The 15,915-nt window shown below is 71.5% G+C and carries 13 protein-coding genes and 1 pseudogene; 4 read left to right on the top strand and 10 right to left on the bottom strand.

Going from position 1 to position 15,915, the window contains the following annotated elements; all coding sequences use genetic code 11:
• Nucleotides 1-4 precede the first annotated feature (4 nt).
• The 5 genes from ACGFMK_RS05945 to ACGFMK_RS05925 are packed head-to-tail and all read right to left on the bottom strand — an operon-like array spanning nucleotide 5 to nucleotide 7,359.
• Nucleotides 5-790, bottom strand: a complete 786-nt coding sequence (locus ACGFMK_RS05945; protein WP_392758823.1) for an SDR family NAD(P)-dependent oxidoreductase — start codon at nucleotides 788-790, stop codon at nucleotides 5-7.
• Nucleotides 790-2,490, bottom strand: coding sequence for a hydantoinase B/oxoprolinase family protein (locus ACGFMK_RS05940; RefSeq protein ID WP_392758821.1), 1,701 nt, complete (start codon nucleotides 2,488-2,490; stop codon nucleotides 790-792). The genes ACGFMK_RS05945 and ACGFMK_RS05940 overlap by 1 nt, the downstream gene beginning before the upstream one ends.
• The gene (locus ACGFMK_RS05935; RefSeq protein WP_392759353.1) at nucleotides 2,487-4,517 is read right to left on the bottom strand and encodes a hydantoinase/oxoprolinase family protein; all 2,031 of its coding nucleotides are present in this window, start codon (nucleotides 4,515-4,517) and stop codon (nucleotides 2,487-2,489) included. The genes ACGFMK_RS05940 and ACGFMK_RS05935 overlap by 4 nt, the downstream gene beginning before the upstream one ends.
• Nucleotides 4,514-6,136 carry a thiamine pyrophosphate-binding protein gene (locus tag ACGFMK_RS05930; RefSeq protein ID WP_392758819.1) on the bottom strand — a complete coding sequence of 541 codons (1,623 nt, stop codon included), beginning with the start codon at nucleotides 6,134-6,136 and terminating at the stop codon, nucleotides 4,514-4,516. The genes ACGFMK_RS05935 and ACGFMK_RS05930 overlap by 4 nt, the downstream gene beginning before the upstream one ends.
• Nucleotides 6,137-6,180: 44 nt before the next feature.
• The gene (locus tag ACGFMK_RS05925) at nucleotides 6,181-7,359 is read right to left on the bottom strand and encodes an NAD(P)/FAD-dependent oxidoreductase (protein ID WP_392758817.1); all 1,179 of its coding nucleotides are present in this window, start codon (nucleotides 7,357-7,359) and stop codon (nucleotides 6,181-6,183) included.
• A gap of 96 nt (nucleotides 7,360-7,455) precedes the next feature.
• Here ACGFMK_RS05925 and ACGFMK_RS05920 point away from each other — a divergent pair, with 96 nt between their 5' ends.
• Nucleotides 7,456-8,820: a wax ester/triacylglycerol synthase family O-acyltransferase gene (locus ACGFMK_RS05920; protein ID WP_392758816.1), complete on the top strand. Its 1,365-nt coding sequence runs from the start codon at nucleotides 7,456-7,458 to the stop codon at nucleotides 8,818-8,820.
• Between the two features lie 16 nt (nucleotides 8,821-8,836).
• On the opposite strand, the gene ACGFMK_RS05915 is transcribed toward ACGFMK_RS05920, so the two are convergent.
• On the bottom strand, nucleotides 8,837-9,796 hold the full coding sequence (locus tag ACGFMK_RS05915) for an aldo/keto reductase (RefSeq protein WP_392758814.1): 960 nt from the start codon (nucleotides 9,794-9,796) through the stop codon (nucleotides 8,837-8,839).
• A gap of 106 nt (nucleotides 9,797-9,902) precedes the next feature.
• On the opposite strand from ACGFMK_RS05915, the gene ACGFMK_RS05910 reads away from it, so the two are divergent.
• Together ACGFMK_RS05910 and ACGFMK_RS05905 are read left to right on the top strand one after the other, a co-directional pair.
• A complete protein-coding gene (locus tag ACGFMK_RS05910) occupies nucleotides 9,903-10,418 on the top strand; it encodes an ArsR/SmtB family transcription factor (RefSeq protein ID WP_392758813.1) in 516 nt (171 codons plus the stop codon).
• 289 nt (nucleotides 10,419-10,707) lie between these two features.
• Nucleotides 10,708-11,952 carry an MFS transporter gene (locus ACGFMK_RS05905; protein WP_392758811.1) on the top strand — a complete coding sequence of 415 codons (1,245 nt, stop codon included), beginning with the start codon at nucleotides 10,708-10,710 and terminating at the stop codon, nucleotides 11,950-11,952.
• Here the strand turns inward: ACGFMK_RS05905 and ACGFMK_RS05900 are convergent.
• On the bottom strand, nucleotides 11,903-12,382 hold the full coding sequence (locus ACGFMK_RS05900; protein ID WP_392758809.1) for a MaoC family dehydratase: 480 nt from the start codon (nucleotides 12,380-12,382) through the stop codon (nucleotides 11,903-11,905). The two genes, ACGFMK_RS05905 and ACGFMK_RS05900, sit on opposite strands and share 50 nt — an antisense overlap.
• Between ACGFMK_RS05900 and ACGFMK_RS05895 the strand changes: the two are divergent.
• Nucleotides 12,381-12,620, top strand: a pseudogene (locus ACGFMK_RS05895) (ArsR/SmtB family transcription factor); the annotation flags it as partial. The gene ACGFMK_RS05900 and the pseudogene ACGFMK_RS05895 overlap by 2 nt on opposite strands.
• 520 nt (nucleotides 12,621-13,140) lie before the next feature.
• On the opposite strand, the gene ACGFMK_RS05890 reads toward ACGFMK_RS05895, so the two are convergent.
• From ACGFMK_RS05890 to ACGFMK_RS05880, 3 genes are read right to left on the bottom strand one after another with little or no spacing between them, the layout of a single operon-like run.
• Nucleotides 13,141-13,398, bottom strand: a complete 258-nt coding sequence (locus ACGFMK_RS05890; RefSeq protein WP_323323055.1) for a hypothetical protein — start codon at nucleotides 13,396-13,398, stop codon at nucleotides 13,141-13,143.
• A 56-nt stretch (nucleotides 13,399-13,454) separates the two neighbouring features.
• The gene (locus ACGFMK_RS05885) at nucleotides 13,455-14,837 is read right to left on the bottom strand and encodes an amidase (RefSeq protein ID WP_392758807.1); all 1,383 of its coding nucleotides are present in this window, start codon (nucleotides 14,835-14,837) and stop codon (nucleotides 13,455-13,457) included.
• Complete coding sequence (locus tag ACGFMK_RS05880; RefSeq protein WP_392758806.1) at nucleotides 14,834-15,832, bottom strand: D-2-hydroxyacid dehydrogenase; 999 nt, start codon at nucleotides 15,830-15,832, stop codon at nucleotides 14,834-14,836. Before ACGFMK_RS05880 ends, ACGFMK_RS05885 begins: the two co-directional genes overlap by 4 nt.
• Nucleotides 15,833-15,915: the final 83 nt, after the last annotated feature.

Here is a 15,915-nt window from a genome sequence, read left to right as displayed (position 1 = left end):
ACCGCTACCTGACGCCGAGTTCGAAGTCGAGGCTGTAGCGGTTGCCCGGCATCGCACCCGCGGCCTTCGCGCCGTCGATCGGCAGCACGACCCCGTTGACGAACCTCGATTCGTCGCTGGCCAGGAACACCACGGCCTTCGCGACCTCCCACGCCTCGCCGACACGGGCCGCCGGGGTGCTCGCGACGAGCTGGTGCTGCTTGGTCTCGAACTCCTCGGGCGAGGCGAGCGTGCCGCGCAGCATGTCGGTGTCGATCGCGCCCGGGTTCACCGTGTTGGCGCGGATGCCCTGGTGCGCGTGGGCGACGGCGATCGACTTCGTCAGCCCGACCAGCGCGTGCTTGGTGGCGTTGTACACCGGGTCGCCGGGGCGGCCCATCACGCCGCCGTTGGACGACGTCGTGACGATGCTGCCCGCCTTGCGCTCGATCATGTGCGGCAGCACGGCGCGGGTGCCGAGGAACGCGGCCCGCACGTTGAGCGCGAAGATGTTGTCGAACTCGGCCAGCGTCGTGTCGGCCAGCGGCTTGCCGAGGTGGATGCCGACGTTGTTGACCAGCACGTCGATCCGCCCGGCCTCGGCGAGGACACCGTCGACGAAGGCGTCGACCTGCTTCTCGTCGGTGGCGTCGACGATCTCGTGCCGGTAGCCGTCGACGTCCTCGGCGGGCTCGCGGATGTCGGCGGCGAACACCGTCGCGCCTTCGGCGAGGAACTCCTTCACCGTGGCGAGGCCGATCCCCCGCGCGCCGCCGAAGACGACCGCCACCTTGCCGGCCAACCGACCCATCACTTACCCGCTCTCAGTCGTGCTGTCTGCTCTTCGTCCACCGCGTAGTCCTCAGGCATCCGGACGAGTGTGTCCGCATCCCCGAGGTACCGCACTTCGACGCCGTACACCTCGCGCGCCGCCGCCACCGAGACGTACCCCTCGACGACGTCGGTGAGCACCGCCGTCACGGGCCGTTCGCGCGGCGGCCCGTAGCCGCCACCGCCGGGGAGCGTGACGTCCACAACGGACTCCGCGGCGAGGGTAACGCGGCTCTTGGCCGGGAGGTCGGCTCCGCCGGGCAAGCCGAACCGTCCGGGTGAGCCCGCGCCGCCACCGTCCACACCGGACGCCGCCGCGCGCACGCGATCGACGTTCCCGTTGACGCTCCAGGAATCCACGTCGCGCGCCACCATCGTGGTCACCTGTCCGAGGCCGCCGCGCCACCGTCCCGCCCCACCGGAATCCACGCGCAGCTCACGAGAGCGCTGCACGAGCGGCGCCATCGTCTCGATGACTTCGGTGGGCGTCGAGCGGAGTCCACTCGGGAAACCCGTGGTGTTCAAGCCGTCCTTGTCCGCCCGCGCGCCCATGCCGCCGGTCTGGAAGACGTTGAGCATGAACCCCGGACCACGCCAGATCGTCATCCACAGCGCGTCCGCGCTCGGCGCGATCGCGGTGCCGGGCAGCGCGCCGATCAGCAGTGACGGCAGGAAGTGCCCGATCAGGTGCCGCGACGCGACCGGCGCCGGCGGCCGGCAGTTCAGCACCGACCCCTCGGGCGCGGACACGTGCACCGGCCGGAACGACCCGGCGTTGTGCGGTACCTCCGGCGAGATCGCCGCCTTGACGGCGAACGACGCGTACGCCCGCGTGTAGTTGAGCACGACGTTGATCCCGCGCCGGCTCTGCGGCGACGAGCCCGCGAAGTCGAGGTGGATCTCGTCACCGGCCACGGTGGCCGTCACGCACAGGACGATCTCTTCGTCGTCGAAGCCGTCGGTGACGATCTTGTTGGTGTACGTCCCGTCGGGCAGCTCCCGCAGCGCGTCCCGCAGGGCCATTTCGGAGCGGTTCATGATCTCGGCGGCGACGTCGTCGAGGCTGGTCAGGCCGAACTCGTCCAGCAGCCGGAGCAGGCTCGCGGCGCCGACCTCGTTGCCGGTGACCTGCGCGTACAGGTCGCCGATGGTCTCCTCGGGCGTGCGCACGTTGGCGCGGATCAGCCGTTCCAGGTCCGCGTTGACCTCACCCGCGCGGAGGAACTTGAGGATCGGCAGGCGCAGTCCCTCTTCGAAGACCTCGTGCGCTTCGGCGGACACGAGCCGGCCGCCGATGTCGGGTGCGTGGCAGCACGACGCGAACCACGCGACCAGCCGGCCGCGCAGGAACACCGGCGTCGCCACGGTGATGTCGTTGATCTGCCCGGCGGTCTGCCACGGGTCGTTCGTGAGCAGCACGTCGCCGGGCTCGAGCTGGTCCGGCGGGTACGCGGCGACGAAGTGGTGCATCCCGGTCGCCATCGCGTTGATGTGGCCGGGAGTGCCGCCGACGGACTGCCCGATCATCTCGCCGCGGGAGTCGAACACCGCGCACGCCAGGTCGAGCGATTCGCGGACCACCGCGGAGAAGGCCGTGTTGACGAGCGCGTTCTGCTGTTCGGCGAGGATGGAGTGCAGCCGGTTGGCGAAAAGCCCGACGAGGATGGGATCGACGGTCACACCGTCACCTCCAGCCCCGCGTCACCTCGGACGACGCAGCAGGCACCGGGTGGGACGACCACTGTGGACTCACGTTCCTCCACGATGGCCGGACCGTCGACGCGGTCACCGGGCTCGAGCCGGTACCGGTCGAACACGGCCGTGTCGACAAATCCACCCGCCGACGGGAAGTAGGCCTTACGACTGCCCTTGCGGGCATTCCCCGCAGACTTGGTCAAGGCCAGCCGGAGGGTGACGTCCGGGGCCGGCCCGCTGGAGACGACCCGCCAGTTCAGCACCTCGACGCCGACCTCGGGCCCGGAGCGCCGGTAGAGCGCGCGGTAGGTCGCCGTGAACTCGTCGATCAGGGTGTCCGGCCAGCTGCCGCCGGGCACCGGAACGCGGATCTCGTACCCCTGCCCGGAGTAGCGCATCTCGGCGATCCGCCGGTGCGTCACGTCGTCCACACCGGACTTCGCGAGCAGCGCCGCACCTTCGGCCTCCATCTCCGCGAACAGCGTGTCGACCTGCTCCCACGACAGGTCGTGCACGGCCGCGCGGGCCGACCGCACGAAGTCGAACGCCAGTGGCGCGGTGAGGAACCCGGCCGCGCTGAGCACCCCGGCCGCCGGCGGCGCGACGATCGACGGCGCTCCGAGCGCGCGGGCGACACCGGCGCCGTGCACCGGACCCGCGCCGCCGAAGGTGTACATCGGCAGCTTCGCGGGATCCTGCCCGCGCTCGACGGCGTGCACGCGCGCGGCGTTCGCCATGTCCTCGTTGACGCTCGTGTGGATGCCCCACGCGGCCTCTTCGACGCTGACGCCCAACTTTTCGGCAATGCGGCCGATCGCTTCACGCGCCGCTGCGGCGTCGAGCGTCATGCCGCCGCCGAGAAAGTACGCCGGGTCGAGGTAACCGAGCACCAGATCGGCGTCGGTGACCGTGGGCTCGGTGCCACCGCGGCCGTAACACGCGGGCCCGGGCTCGGACCCGGCCGAGTCGGGGCCGACGGTCAGCAGCCCGAGCGCGTCGATCCGGGCGATCGACCCGCCGCCGACACCGATCTCGATCATGTCGATGACCGGCACCTGCACCGGCAGCCCGGACCCGGGCAGCAGCCGGTACTTCCGGTCCACTTCGAACTGGTGCGTCACGAGCGGCGCGCCGTCGGCGATCAGGCAGAGTTTCGCGGTGGTGCCGCCCATGTCGAAGGCCAGCAGGTCGGCGGGCCCCAGCGACGCGGCGGCGATCGCGCCGCCGGCCGGCCCGGACTCGAGGATGCGGATGGGGTACCGGGCCGCGGTGTCCACAGTGGCCAGACCGCCGTTGGACAGCATGATGTGCGGCGCGCCGGTGACACCGAGGCGGCGCAACCGGTGTTCCAGATCGCGCAGATACCGCTCGGTGAGGTCCTGGACGTAGACGTTCGCGACCGTGGTCGACGTGCGCTCGAACTCGCGGATCTCGGGCACGACCTCCGACGACAGCGCGACCCGCAGCCCGGGCGCGACCTCGGCGAGCACCTCGGCCGCGCGCCGTTCGTGAGCCGGGTTGGTGAAAGCGTGCAGAAAGCAGATCGCGACCGCACCGATCCCGCGGGCCGCCAGCTCGCGCCCGAGCTTTCTCGTATACCCTTCATCGAGTCCGATGTGGACGGACCCGTCGGCGAGGATCCGTTCCGGGACGTCGAAGCGCAGGTGCCGCGGAACCAGTGGCTCGGGCAGCTCGATGGCCAGGTCGTACAGCTCGTACCGGTGCTCGCGGCGCATTTCGAGGACGTCGCGGAACCCGGCGGTCGCGAGCAGTGCGGTGCGCGAGCCCTTGCGCTCGATCAGCGCGTTGGTCACCAGGGTCGTCCCGTGCACGACCTGCTCGACGTCGCTCGCGGCGATCCCGGCGCCGGTGAAGAGCGCGGCCAGGCCCTCCTCGACCGCGCGGGCCGGCTCGTCGTGCGTGGTCAGCACCTTGCCGACGGCGACGATCCCGGTGCCGTCCACCGCGCAGAGGTCGGTGAACGTGCCCCCGATGTCGACGCCGACCTTCACTTCCGGTACCACCGCGGCGAAGTGTTCAGCGGCGGCTTCAGCTTGGCCTTCACGACCAGCACGTTCGGCTCGTCCGACTCGACGAACTCCCCGAGCAGCCGCCGGAACGCGCGCCCGAAACCGGACACGCGGTCGGCGTGCACCCCGAAGGAGCGGGCCAGGCCGACGAAGTCGGGGCTGTCCCAGTCGACCCCGCGGCGCGGCAGGCCTTCCCGCTCCTGGTCGTAGCGCAGCATGCCGTAACCGCCGTCGTCGACCACGACCACTGTGACCGGCAGCTGCTCCTGCGCGAGCGTCGCGAGATCACCGCAGGCGTAGAGGAAACCGCCGTCACCGGTGATGCAGATGGCCCGGCCGGTGCCGGCCGCGGCGGCGCCGAGCGACGCCGGGAAGCCGTAACCGAGGGTGCCCCAGCCCATCGGGTAGGCGAGCTTGCGCGGCGCCCGCACCCGGTGGAAGCCGCCGACCCAGTAACCGGCGACGCACATGTCGGACACCAGTACCGCGTCCGTCGGCAGCACCTCGTCCAAAGTGGACAGCAGGTCGAAGGCCTGCGGCTCCTCCTCGCGGATCCGCTGGCGGACCCGGCGCCCGATGCCGGCCAGCCGCAGCGTGATGTCGTCGAGGCCGTCCCGCTGCTTCGGCAGCAGCCGCTCGACGATCGCGCGCGCGTCCCCGACCAGCGTCAGGTCCGGCGGGTAGTTCTTGGCGGCGTCGTCGGCGTCGACGTTGATCGCGATGAGCTGGGGCGGCTGGGGCATCAGCCAGTTCTGCGTCATCAGGCCGTCGAAGTCGGTGCCGATGGCGAGCACGACGTCGGCCTCGTCCCACAGCTCGCCGACCTCCGGCGTGTGCACCGGGTTCGGCGCCAGGCACGGGTGGTCGAGCGGCAGCAGGCCGCGGGCGGCGAACGTGGTGATCACCGGCGCGGCCAGCTTCTCCGCGAGCGCCCCGATCGCTTCGCCCGCGCCCGAACGCAGCGCGCCGCCGCCGGCCCAGATCAGCGGGCGCCGCGCATCCGACAGCAGCGCCTCGGCGCGGGCGAGGTCGGGAACGTCGCTCTCGGGCTTGCGGTGCGGCGCGGGCGGCCGCCGGTGCGGCACGGACTCGCGCAGGTAGTCGGTCGGCACGCCGAGGTACACCGGGCCGCTCTGGGGCTGCAGCGCGAGGCGCGCCGCGCGGTGCACGGTTGTCCCGATCTGGTCGGCCGCGCGGACGGTGAAGCCGCCCTTCGTGATCGGCGCGAACATCGCCTGCTGGTCGGACGTCTCGTGCAGCACCCCGCGCACGACGCCGGGGCGCCGCAGCGTCGAGGGGATGTCGGTGGCGATGACCAGCACCGGAGCGGCGGACGCCATGGCCTCGCCGACCGCCCCGAGTGTGTTGGCGGCGCCGGGCCCGGTGGTGACCAGCGCGACGCCGAGCTTCCCGGTGGCGCGGGCGTACCCGTCGGCGGCGTATCCGGCGGTCTGTTCGTGGCGGACCCCGACGAGCTTGATGCCGACCTCGGCGAACGCCTCCCACAAGGGCAGGTTGTGCACCCCCGGCAGGCCGAAGGCGATCTCCGTTCCCAGCGCCTTCAGCGCGTCCGCCAGCTCCCGCGCACCACTCACAGCCACGGCCCGGATACTGCCAGATCGTTGAACGATCTGGCAATCAGCCCCTAGACGATGTGGTGCTCCGCCGGTGCGCTATCGGCCGCCGCGAACCGGCGGACGTCCAGCTCGGCGATGTCCACCGACGTCGGCCGCCCCAGGTAGAGGTCCCGGATCAGCTCCCCGGTGGCCGGGCCCATCTGGAAGCCGTGGCCGGAGAAACCGGTCGCGTAGAAGAACCGCGACAGGAGGACGCTTTCCCCGATGATCTGGTTGCGGTCCGGCGTCATTTCGTACAGCCCGGCCCAGGCCGTGCGGATGCCGGCGCCCAGCACGGCCGGGATCCGCCGCCCGGCCAGCTCGGCCAGCCGCGGCAGCCACTCGCCCGCCTCGTAGTGCGTGCCGAAGCCCGGGAAGCCGTCGTCCTCGCAATAGGACATCGCCAGACCTGCACCTTCGCGGTGGAAGTAGAACGCCGACGGCAGCTCGATGGTCAGCGGCACCGACTCCGGCAGCCCGGGCACCGGTCCGGTGAACACGACCTGCCGCCGGAAAGGACGCACCGGCAGCTCCAGCCCGGCCAGCTCCCCGACCCGGCCCGACCACGCCCCCGCCGCGCACACCACCGCGCCGGTCCGCACGAACCCCGCCGTCGTGCGCACGCCGGTCAGCGTGTCACCGTCCCGCTCGATCCCGGTGACCTCGACGCCGGTCCGGAGCTGCGCGCCGCGGGCGCGTGCAGCTCCGGCATACCCCTGGACGACCGCGTCCGGCGTCGCCTTCGCGTCGTCCGGCGACCAGAGCGCCGCGACGACACCCTCCGGTTCGAGGAGCGGAAGGACGTCCCGCACCTCCGCGGGGTCGAGCAGGTAGCTCCGGACGCCGTGCGCGCGCTGCAGCTCCGCGCAATGTCCGATTGCGGGCACGTCCGCCGGGTCGGTGATCAGGTAGAGGTAACCGTCGCGGCGGAAGTCGATCTCGGTGCCGAACCGCTCCCGGAAAGCGCTGTATTCCGCGAGCCCGCGCAGCCCGAGCTCGACGTTCACGGGCTTGGTGAACGACGACCGGATGCCGCCCGCGGCCTTCGCCGTCGAGCCCCCACCCAGCCCGTCGCGTTCCAGCAGCAGGACGTCGACGCCGACCTCGGCCAACCGGAACGCGCAGCTCACCCCGATCACCCCGCCGCCGATCACCACGGCTTCGGCCATCTGTGGCAGGGACGTTTCCCCGGCGCGGCGGACGGTCATACTCGCCAATGTAGAACGTGATCCACCGGTGGCACCCGAACGCGTAGAGTCGGCCCACCGGGGCAGCGACGCTCCGCGCGCGGAAGGTGGTACCCGATGCCGATGATGCCGGTGACCGACTCGATGTTCCTCCTGGTGGAGTCGCGCGAGCACCCGATGCACGTCGGCGGCCTGCAGCTGTTCAAGAAACCGGACGGCGCCGGCCCGGACTACTTGAGCGGCCTCCGCCGGAACCTGCTCGATTCGGACAACATGCGGCCGATCTTCCGCCGCCGCCCGGCACGTCCGGTGAACACGCTCGGGCACGTCGCCTGGTCGACCGACGCCGAGCTCGAGCTCGACTACCACTTCCGGCACTCCGCGCTGCCGCAGCCGGGCCGGATCCGCGAGCTGCTGGAGCTCGCCGGGAGGTGGCACGGCACCCTGCTCGACCGGCACCGGCCGCTGTGGGAGATCCACCTCGTCGAAGGCCTGGCCGACGGCCGGTTCGCCGTCTACACCAAGGTCCACCACGCGCTGATGGACGGCGTCTCGGCGCTGCGCCACTTGCAGGGCACGCTGTCGGACGACCCGTCGGACATGGATTGCCCGCCCTGGTGGGGCACCCGGCGCAAACCGGGCGAAGGCCGCACCAGGCACCCGCGGTCGCTGCTGGACACCGCCGGCAGGACGGTCAACCAGATCGCGAGCCTGGCGCCGGCCGCGGTGAAGGTGGCGAGGGAGGCGTTCAGCGAGCACACGGTGACCCTGCCGGGCCAGGCACCGCGGACGATGTTCAACGTGCCGATCGGCGGCGCGCGCCGGTTCGCGGCGCAGTCGTGGTCGCTCGACCGCGTGCGGCAGGTGGCCAGCGCGGCCGGGGTGTCGCGCAACGACGTCGTGCTCGCGATGTGCTCGGGCGCGCTGCGGGACTACCTCATCGAGCAGCGCGCGCTGCCGGACGCGCCGATGATCGCGATGGTGCCGGTTTCGTTGCGCCGCAAGACCGACCCGGGTGAGGCGACGGGCAACAACATCGGCGCGCTGCTGTGCAACCTGGCCACCGACCTGCCGGACGCGGGCAAGCGCCTGGGCGCGATCCACCAGTCGATGCGCAACGGCAAGCGGCTGTTCTCGGAGCTGACGCCGTTGCAGACGTTGCTGCTGTCCGGGATCAACGTGGCGCAATTGGGCGTTTCGCCCATACCCGGCGTCGTGAACAACACGCGGCCGCCGTTCAACCTGGTGATCTCGAACGTGCCCGGCCCGCGCAAGCAGATGTACTGGAACGGCGCGCAGCTCGACGGCATTTACCCGGCGTCGGTGCTGCTCGACGGCCAGGCCGTGAACATCACGCTCACCAGCAACGGCGACAACCTCGACTTCGGCATCACCGGCTGCCGCCGCAGCGTCCCGCACCTGCAGCGCATCCTGACGCACCTCGACACGGCGCTGGTGGAGCTGGAAGCCGCCGTCAAGTAGGTCTGTCCGAAGTGGACTAGGCGACGCCCTCCGGCGCGGCGCCGGCGATCTGCACGGCGTCGGCGGTGATGCGGTCGATCTCGGCCAAGTCGTCCGACGTCAGCGTGATGTCGGCCGCGGCGAGACTCGCCTCGATGTGCTGCGGCTCGCGCGCCCCGACGATGGCGGCGTGCACGCCGGGCCGCGCGAGCGTCCAGGCGATGGCGAGCTGAGCGACGCTGATGTCCCGTTGCGCGGCGAAGGCCTGGAGTTCGTCGACGATCTTCAGGTTGCGGCGCAGGTTGTCTCCCTGGAACGCACTCGACCTCGACCGCCAGTCGGCGCTTTCGAACGTGCTGTCCGGGGTGAACGCGCCGGTCAGCAGGCCGCTGCCGAGCGGGCTATAGACGAACACGCCGATGTCGTGCGTGCGGGCGTAGGGCAGCGGGTCGGTCTCGATGCCGCGGCGGAAGAGGTGGTACGGCGGCTGCAGCGTCTCGACCGGCCGCGTCTCGTCGAACGCGGCCAGCTGCGCGGCGTTGTAGTTGGACACGCCGACGTGCCGGACCTTCCCGGCGTCGACGAACTCCTGCATCAGCCCGGCGACCTCGGCCGCCGGGGTGTCCGGGTCGGGCCAGTGCACCTGGTACACGTCGATGTACTCGCGGCCGAGGTTGCGCAGGCTCTCGTCGAGCCCCCGGGTGAGCCACGCGCGCCGGGAGTCGCGCGGCCGTTCCGCGCGCGGGTTGATCCCACCCTTGGTGGCGACGACGACGTCTTGCTCGTTCCGCAGCGCCCGCCCGAGCAGCACCTCGGACCGCCCGCGGCCGTACGCCTGCGCGGTGTCGAAGAAGTTCACGCCGAGCGCGCGGGCGTGGTGGATCGCCGCGATCGCGGTGTCCTCGTCGAAGGCGCCCCAGTCGCCGCCGAGCTGCCACGTCCCGAAGGCGATCTTCGAGACTTCGAGGCCGCTGCGGCCCAAGACCGTCGTACGCATACGTCCAGCACAACACAGACGTCCGACCACTGCACCGATCTTCCCGGCGAGCGAAACCCCCAAATAACTCTTTGACAGTCGTCGGCCGTTGGTCAAGACTCAGACCATGTCCCTAGACGACCTCCGGGTCCTGGCTCACCCGCTACGCATGCGAATCCTTTCGCTGCTGACGGGCACGGCGATGAGCGCGGCGGAGGCAGCTCGCGAACTGGGCGAAACCCAGGCGAACATCAGCTACCACTTCCGCCGCCTGCACGACGCAGGCCTGCTGGACGTCACGGAGGAAGTCCGCATCCGCGGCGGCCGGGCCAAGCGCTACCGCCACGACCCGGACTCCGGCCGTCGCCTCACGTCCCGCGCCCCGGTCGAGGAACAGATGCTGACGAGGGCGATAGCGAGCGAACTGCTCCGCCGAGCGGAGTCACGCGCCTCGGGCCGCCCGGCATCCCTGTCGGACGCGGAACTGTGGGTGGCCCCCGAGGTGTGGTCGGATCTACTGGCCCGCGCAAAAAAACTGAGCCACGAACTCCACACCGCGGCCCAGGCCCCGCGAACTCCAGGAACAGTCCGAGTCAGCGTGAGCATGGCACTCTTCGAGCTGAAGCCGGGAGAAACCCCGTGAACACCAGCCCCACCCAGCCCCGAACGGCAGCCCCCACCCTTCCCGGGGGGCGACCCCGAACCCAGCTTACCGCTGCCTGCCTGCGAAATCGGGTGACGCGGGAATCTGTGGACAACTCCCGGCCTGTGGATGGCGAACTTGACTTCGGCGCAGAACGGGCCACCGGCGGAAGAGGCGCGATGAGCCCGCCATTCACAAACGCCATGCCGTGCTCACCAACCCCGGCCACGCCCCCGGCAGAGATGAGCCCGCCTCCCGCGAACGCCGCCCCGCCGGCGGAGAGCTCGCGATGAGCCTGCCGTTGCTCGCTCCGCTGCGGGAGCACCGGTTCCGCGCCCTCGTCACCGGCCGGACCTTCGCCGACTTCGCCAACGCCGTCGCGCCGTTCGCGCTGGCCTTCGCCGTGGTCGACCTGACCGGGTCGGCCGTCGACCTCGGGATCGTCGTCGGGGCGCGGTCGGTCGCCAACATCCTGCTGGTGCTGTTCGGCGGCATGCTCGCCGACCGGCTGCCGCGGTCGGTGATCCTGCAGGGCACCGAGACCGCCGCCGCGCTGACCCAGGCCACCATCGCCGCGAGTGTCCTCTGTGGATTCGCCTCGGTGCCGCTGCTGGTCGGCCTCAGCCTGGTCAACGGCGCCGTCTCGGCCATCTCGCTGCCCGCGGCCGCCTCGCTCACGCCGTTGACCGTGCCCCCCACCCTCCTCACCCAGGCGAACGCACTGGTCCGGCTCCTGTCGAACGTCGGCCGGATCGCCGGCGCCAGTCTCGCCGGGATCCTGGTCGCCGTCGCCGGTTCCGGCTGGGCACTCGCCGGCAACGCGCTGCTGTTCGTCGCCGCCGCCCTGTCCTACCACCGCATCCGTCTCCCGGGCGGCGACCGCATCCCCGGCAGCCACCCCCTCGCCGAACTCGCCGAGGGCTGGCGCGAGTTCCGCGCCCGGTCCTGGGTGTGGTTGGTCGTGCTGCAGTTCATGCTCGTCAACGCGGTCAACTCGGGCGCGATCGTGGTGATCGGCCCGCTGGTCGCCGACGACACGTTCGGCCGCACCGGCTGGGGCCTCGCCCTGGCGGTCCACACCGCCGGCGCGCTGCTCGGCGGCGTCATCGCGGCCCACTGGCGGCCCCACCGGATGCTGTTCCTCGGCGTCGCGCTGGTCGTGGTCGACGCGCTCCCGATGATCGCGCTCGGCGTGACGCCGTACCTGGCGCCGCTGCTGCTCGCGATGTTCCTCGGCGGTATCGCGATCGAGCAGTTCTCCGTCGCGTGGGACGTGTCGCTGCAGGAGAACATCCCGCCGCACAAACTGGCCCGCGTGTACTCCTACGACATGCTCGGCTCGTTCCTCGCCCTGCCACTCGGCCAGATCAGCGCGGGCCCGCTGGCCGAGCACGCCGGCCGCGAGCCGACGCTGATCGGCGGCGCGATCCTGATCGTCGTCACGACCGGGCTCGTGTTGTGCAGCCCGCAGATCCGCGGCCTGGTCAGACGGACGCCGGTCGCACCAGGAGGAGGTTCACCAGACTCGCGCTGAACACCACGGCGTCACCGTCGTCGACGAATTCGACACGGGTGCGCAGCACGCCCCGGTCCGGCTTCGAGCGCGAGACCCGCGCCTCGGCCACGGTCGCGCGAAGCCGCAGCACCGCACCCGGCCGGACGGGACTCGGCCAGCGCAGCTCGTCCACCCCGGGGCTGCCCAGACTGGCCACAGTGGACAAGTAGTGCGCCGCGTAGAGCTGCATCATCAGGCTCGCCGTGTGCCAGCCACTGGCGATCAGCCCGCCGAACGGGCCGGCGGCCGCGGCAGCCGGGTCGACGTGGAAGCTCTGCGGGTCGTACCGCCGGGCGAACTCCAGGATCTCGGCCTCGGTCACCTCGACGCTCCCGCAATCGTAGGTCGCGCCGGGGACGTAGTCCGCGAAGTAGCGCTCGCCGATCGGCGTGGCGAACTCGGTCGTCATGGCCGCAGCGTGCCACAAGAACACTTCGATCCGGAGCGAACGGTCCCCGGTCAAGGTCGGCACCATGCCCGGCGAACCCGACATCGCCTCGGTCGCGCAGGCGATCGGCAAACCGGCGCGGGCCGCGATGCTCCTGCAGCTGATGGACGGCGACGCGCACTCCGCTCGCGCCCTGGCAACGGTGGCGGGGATCGCGCCGTCCACCGCGAGCTCGCACCTGCGCCGGCTCCGCGACGCCGGCCTCGTGCACGCCACGGAAGCAGGCCGGCAACGGCTGCACCGGCTCGCAGGTCCGGAGGTCGCGCAGCTCGTCGAAGCTCTGACCGCGCTCGCCCCACCGCGTTTGCCGGAGCGACTGCAGCCCGACCCGCCCTCCGGACCGCTGCTGCAGGCCCGGGCCTGCTACGGACACGTGGGCGGACAGCTCGGCGCCGACGTCGCGGCCCGGCTACGCGAGGACGGCGTGATCGACGACCTCGCCCCGGGCGAATCCGGCACCGTCCACACCTTCGACCACCCGCTGCTGATCGCCCTCTGCATCTCCGCGCTGCCGGCCGCGCGCCCCGGCGTGCGGGCGTGCCTCGACTGGTCGCACGGCACCGTCCACCTCGCCGGAGCCCTGGGAGCCGCGTTGTTCACGGCCTTCCTCGCCGACGGCTGGGTGTGTCGCCGCCCGGGCGGCCGGACGCTGCGGATCACCGGACCGGGACGCCTGCAGGCTCGCCGAGCTCGAGATCAGCTGACGGCCGCCGCCTGCGCTACCGCCCCGCGCGGGGCTCCGGGGTCAGGTCGCGGTGCCCCTCCAGGCGCCACCAGCTCTCGAGCGTTTCGCGCAGGGCCTTCAGCAGTTCGCCGCCCGTCTCCAACGGGACCAGCGCGGCCGGGCCGTCGTCGACTCTCAAGGCGGCGGCCAGCCGGTCACCCTGCTCGATCAGTCCGACGACCACCCTGGTCGGTTCCCCGGCGACGTCGACGGTCGGAATAGCTCGTTCGTACCGCCAGCCTTGAGCGTTCACCCGGCCGACAGTGGCACAGCTTTCCCTGCCGCGGCCGGGGTTTCACCCTTAAGTGGTCAGGCGGGTGCCCAGGGCCGCACTTCCTCCAGCAGCTTCGCCACGGCCAGCACGAGATCGTCCGAATGCCGCGGCCCGACGATCTGCAGGCCGACCGGCAGCCCCGCCGACGTCTTCCCGGCCGGCACGCTGATCGCGGGCTGCTGGGTCATGTTGAACGGGTAGGTGAACGGCGTCCACTCCGGCCATTCGCTCATCCCGCTGCCCGGCGGCACGTTGTGGCCCGCCTCGAACGCGGGGATCGGGACGGTCGGCGTGATCAGCACGTCGTAGCGCGTGTGGAACTCGCCCATCAGGATGCCCAGCGCGGCGCGCTCGGCGGTCGCGTCGAGGTAGTCGCTCGCCGACCACGTCTTGCCCAGCTCCCAGACCTTGCGCAGGCCGGGATCGGTCCGGTCCTCGGAACCCGGCGGGAACGAGTCGAGCAGCTTCGCCGCACCGGACGACCACAGCACGTCGAACGCCCCCTTCGGGTCGGCGAACCCGGGGTCGGTCTCTTCGATGCGCAGCCCTGCATCTCCGAGCGCGCGCACCGCCGCCGCGACGACCGCGGCCACCTCCGGATCGACGTCGACGTAGCCGAGCGTCGGGGAGAACGCGGCGATCAGGCCGCGCACGTCCCGCCGGACCGCCTCGCGGAACGACGCCACGGGCGGCGCCAGTGCGGCGGGGTCGCGGTAGTCGGGGATCGACAGCACGTCCATCAACATCGCGGTGTCGTCCACCGACCGCGCCATCGGGCCGGCGTGCGACAGCGGGCCGAACGGGCTCGCCGGGTACAGCGCGATGCGGCCGTGCGTCGGTTTGAGCCCGACGATCCCGCAGAACGACGCCGGGATCCGCACCGAGCCACCGCCGTCGGTGCCGACGGACAGCTCGCCCATCCCCGCAGCCACCGCCGCCGCGCTACCGCCGCTCGAACCACCGGACGTCTTCGACGGGTCGACCGGGTTGCGCGTGATGCCCTGCAGCGGGCTGTCGGTGACGCCCTTCCAGGCGATCTCCGGCGTGGTCGTCTTGCCCAGCAGGACGAGGCCGGCCTCGCGCATCCGCGCCGCGACCGGGCTGTCGACGTCCCACGGCTGGTTCGGGTCGATGCTCTTCGAGCCCCGGACGGTCGGCCAGCCCTGGGTCAGGAACATGTCCTTGATCGACGACGGCACCCCGTCGAGCAGGCCGATCGGGTTGCCGTCGCGCCAGCGGATCTCGGACGCCTTGGCCTGTTCCAGCGCCCCGTCGGCGTCGACGAGGGTGTAGGCGTTGCACTCGCCGTCCCTCTCCTCGATGGCCTGCAGCGCGTTCTGCGTCGCCTCGATCGGTGAAAGCTCACCGGTCGCGTAGGCGGCGACGAGCTCGCTGGCGGTCAGCATCCTGTCGTTCATCCGGCTCCCTGGTTCCCCGACGGCACGTAGCCGAGCGACTTGTCGACGACATTGCGCAGCGGCTCCCCAGCGCGCCAGCGGCGGAAGTTCTCGGTGAACACCTCGACCAGCGTGTTCCGCCAGCCGATGAAGTCCCCGGACATGTGCGGCGAGACCAGCACGTCCGGCATGCTCCACAGCGGGCTTTCGGGCGGCAGCGGCTCGGTGTCGAACACGTCGAGCGCAGCTCCGGCGATGGCACCGTCGGCCAGGGCCGCGACCAGGTCGGACGTGACCACCAGCTCGCCCCGCCCGACGTTCACGAACCGGGCCGAAGGCTTCATCGCGGCGAACGCGCGCGCGTCGAACATGCCCTTGGTGTTCTCGGTCAGCGGCGCGACGGCGACGACGTAGTCGGCCTCGGGCAGGTACTCGGTGAGCTGCGCGGAGTCGTGCACGACGCCGAAGTCGGCGTCACCGATGCGGGCGCGACGGCCGGCGCCGCTGACGCGCATCCCGGCCGCGCGCAGCAGCCGGGCGATGGCCCGCCCGATCGGCCCGGTGCCGACGACCACCGCCGTACGCCCGGCGATCCGCTCGCTCTCGCGGTGCTGCCAACGACGCTCGCGCTGCAGGTCGTGCGAGCGCGCGAAGCCCTTCGCGAACGCGAGCACGACACCCAGCACGTACTCCGCGATGGCGTCATCGAAGACCCCCCGCGAGTTGGTCAGGACCACGTCGCTCTCCACGAGCCCCGGGAACAGCACGGGGTCGACACCGGCGCTGGCGATGTGCAGCCAGCGCAGCCGGTCGGCCGCGTACCAGGCGGACGGCACGGCGGTGGAGAGGAAGTCGTAGACGAAGAGCGCGTCAGCTCCGGCCAGCGCTTCCGGCAGCCCGGCCGCGTCCGTGTAACGCACGACCGCCCCGGATTCGACAGCACGCATGTCCGGTGGACGGTGCTCGCCGCAGAGCACGGCCAAGACGGGAGTTTCCCGGTTTTCCGAGGCGATCACGTTGACACGGTAAAAGCGGCTCGTATGATTGTCAACAATCCGAGGAACGACCCCCGGAGCACCGGACGTGTCATCAAGTTCAG

The organism is Amycolatopsis sp. NPDC049252 (genome assembly GCF_043197175.1).
In the GTDB taxonomy this organism is placed as follows: Bacteria; Actinomycetota; Actinomycetes; order Mycobacteriales; family Pseudonocardiaceae; genus Amycolatopsis.
This window is presented reverse-complemented; position numbering and strand designations above follow the sequence as displayed.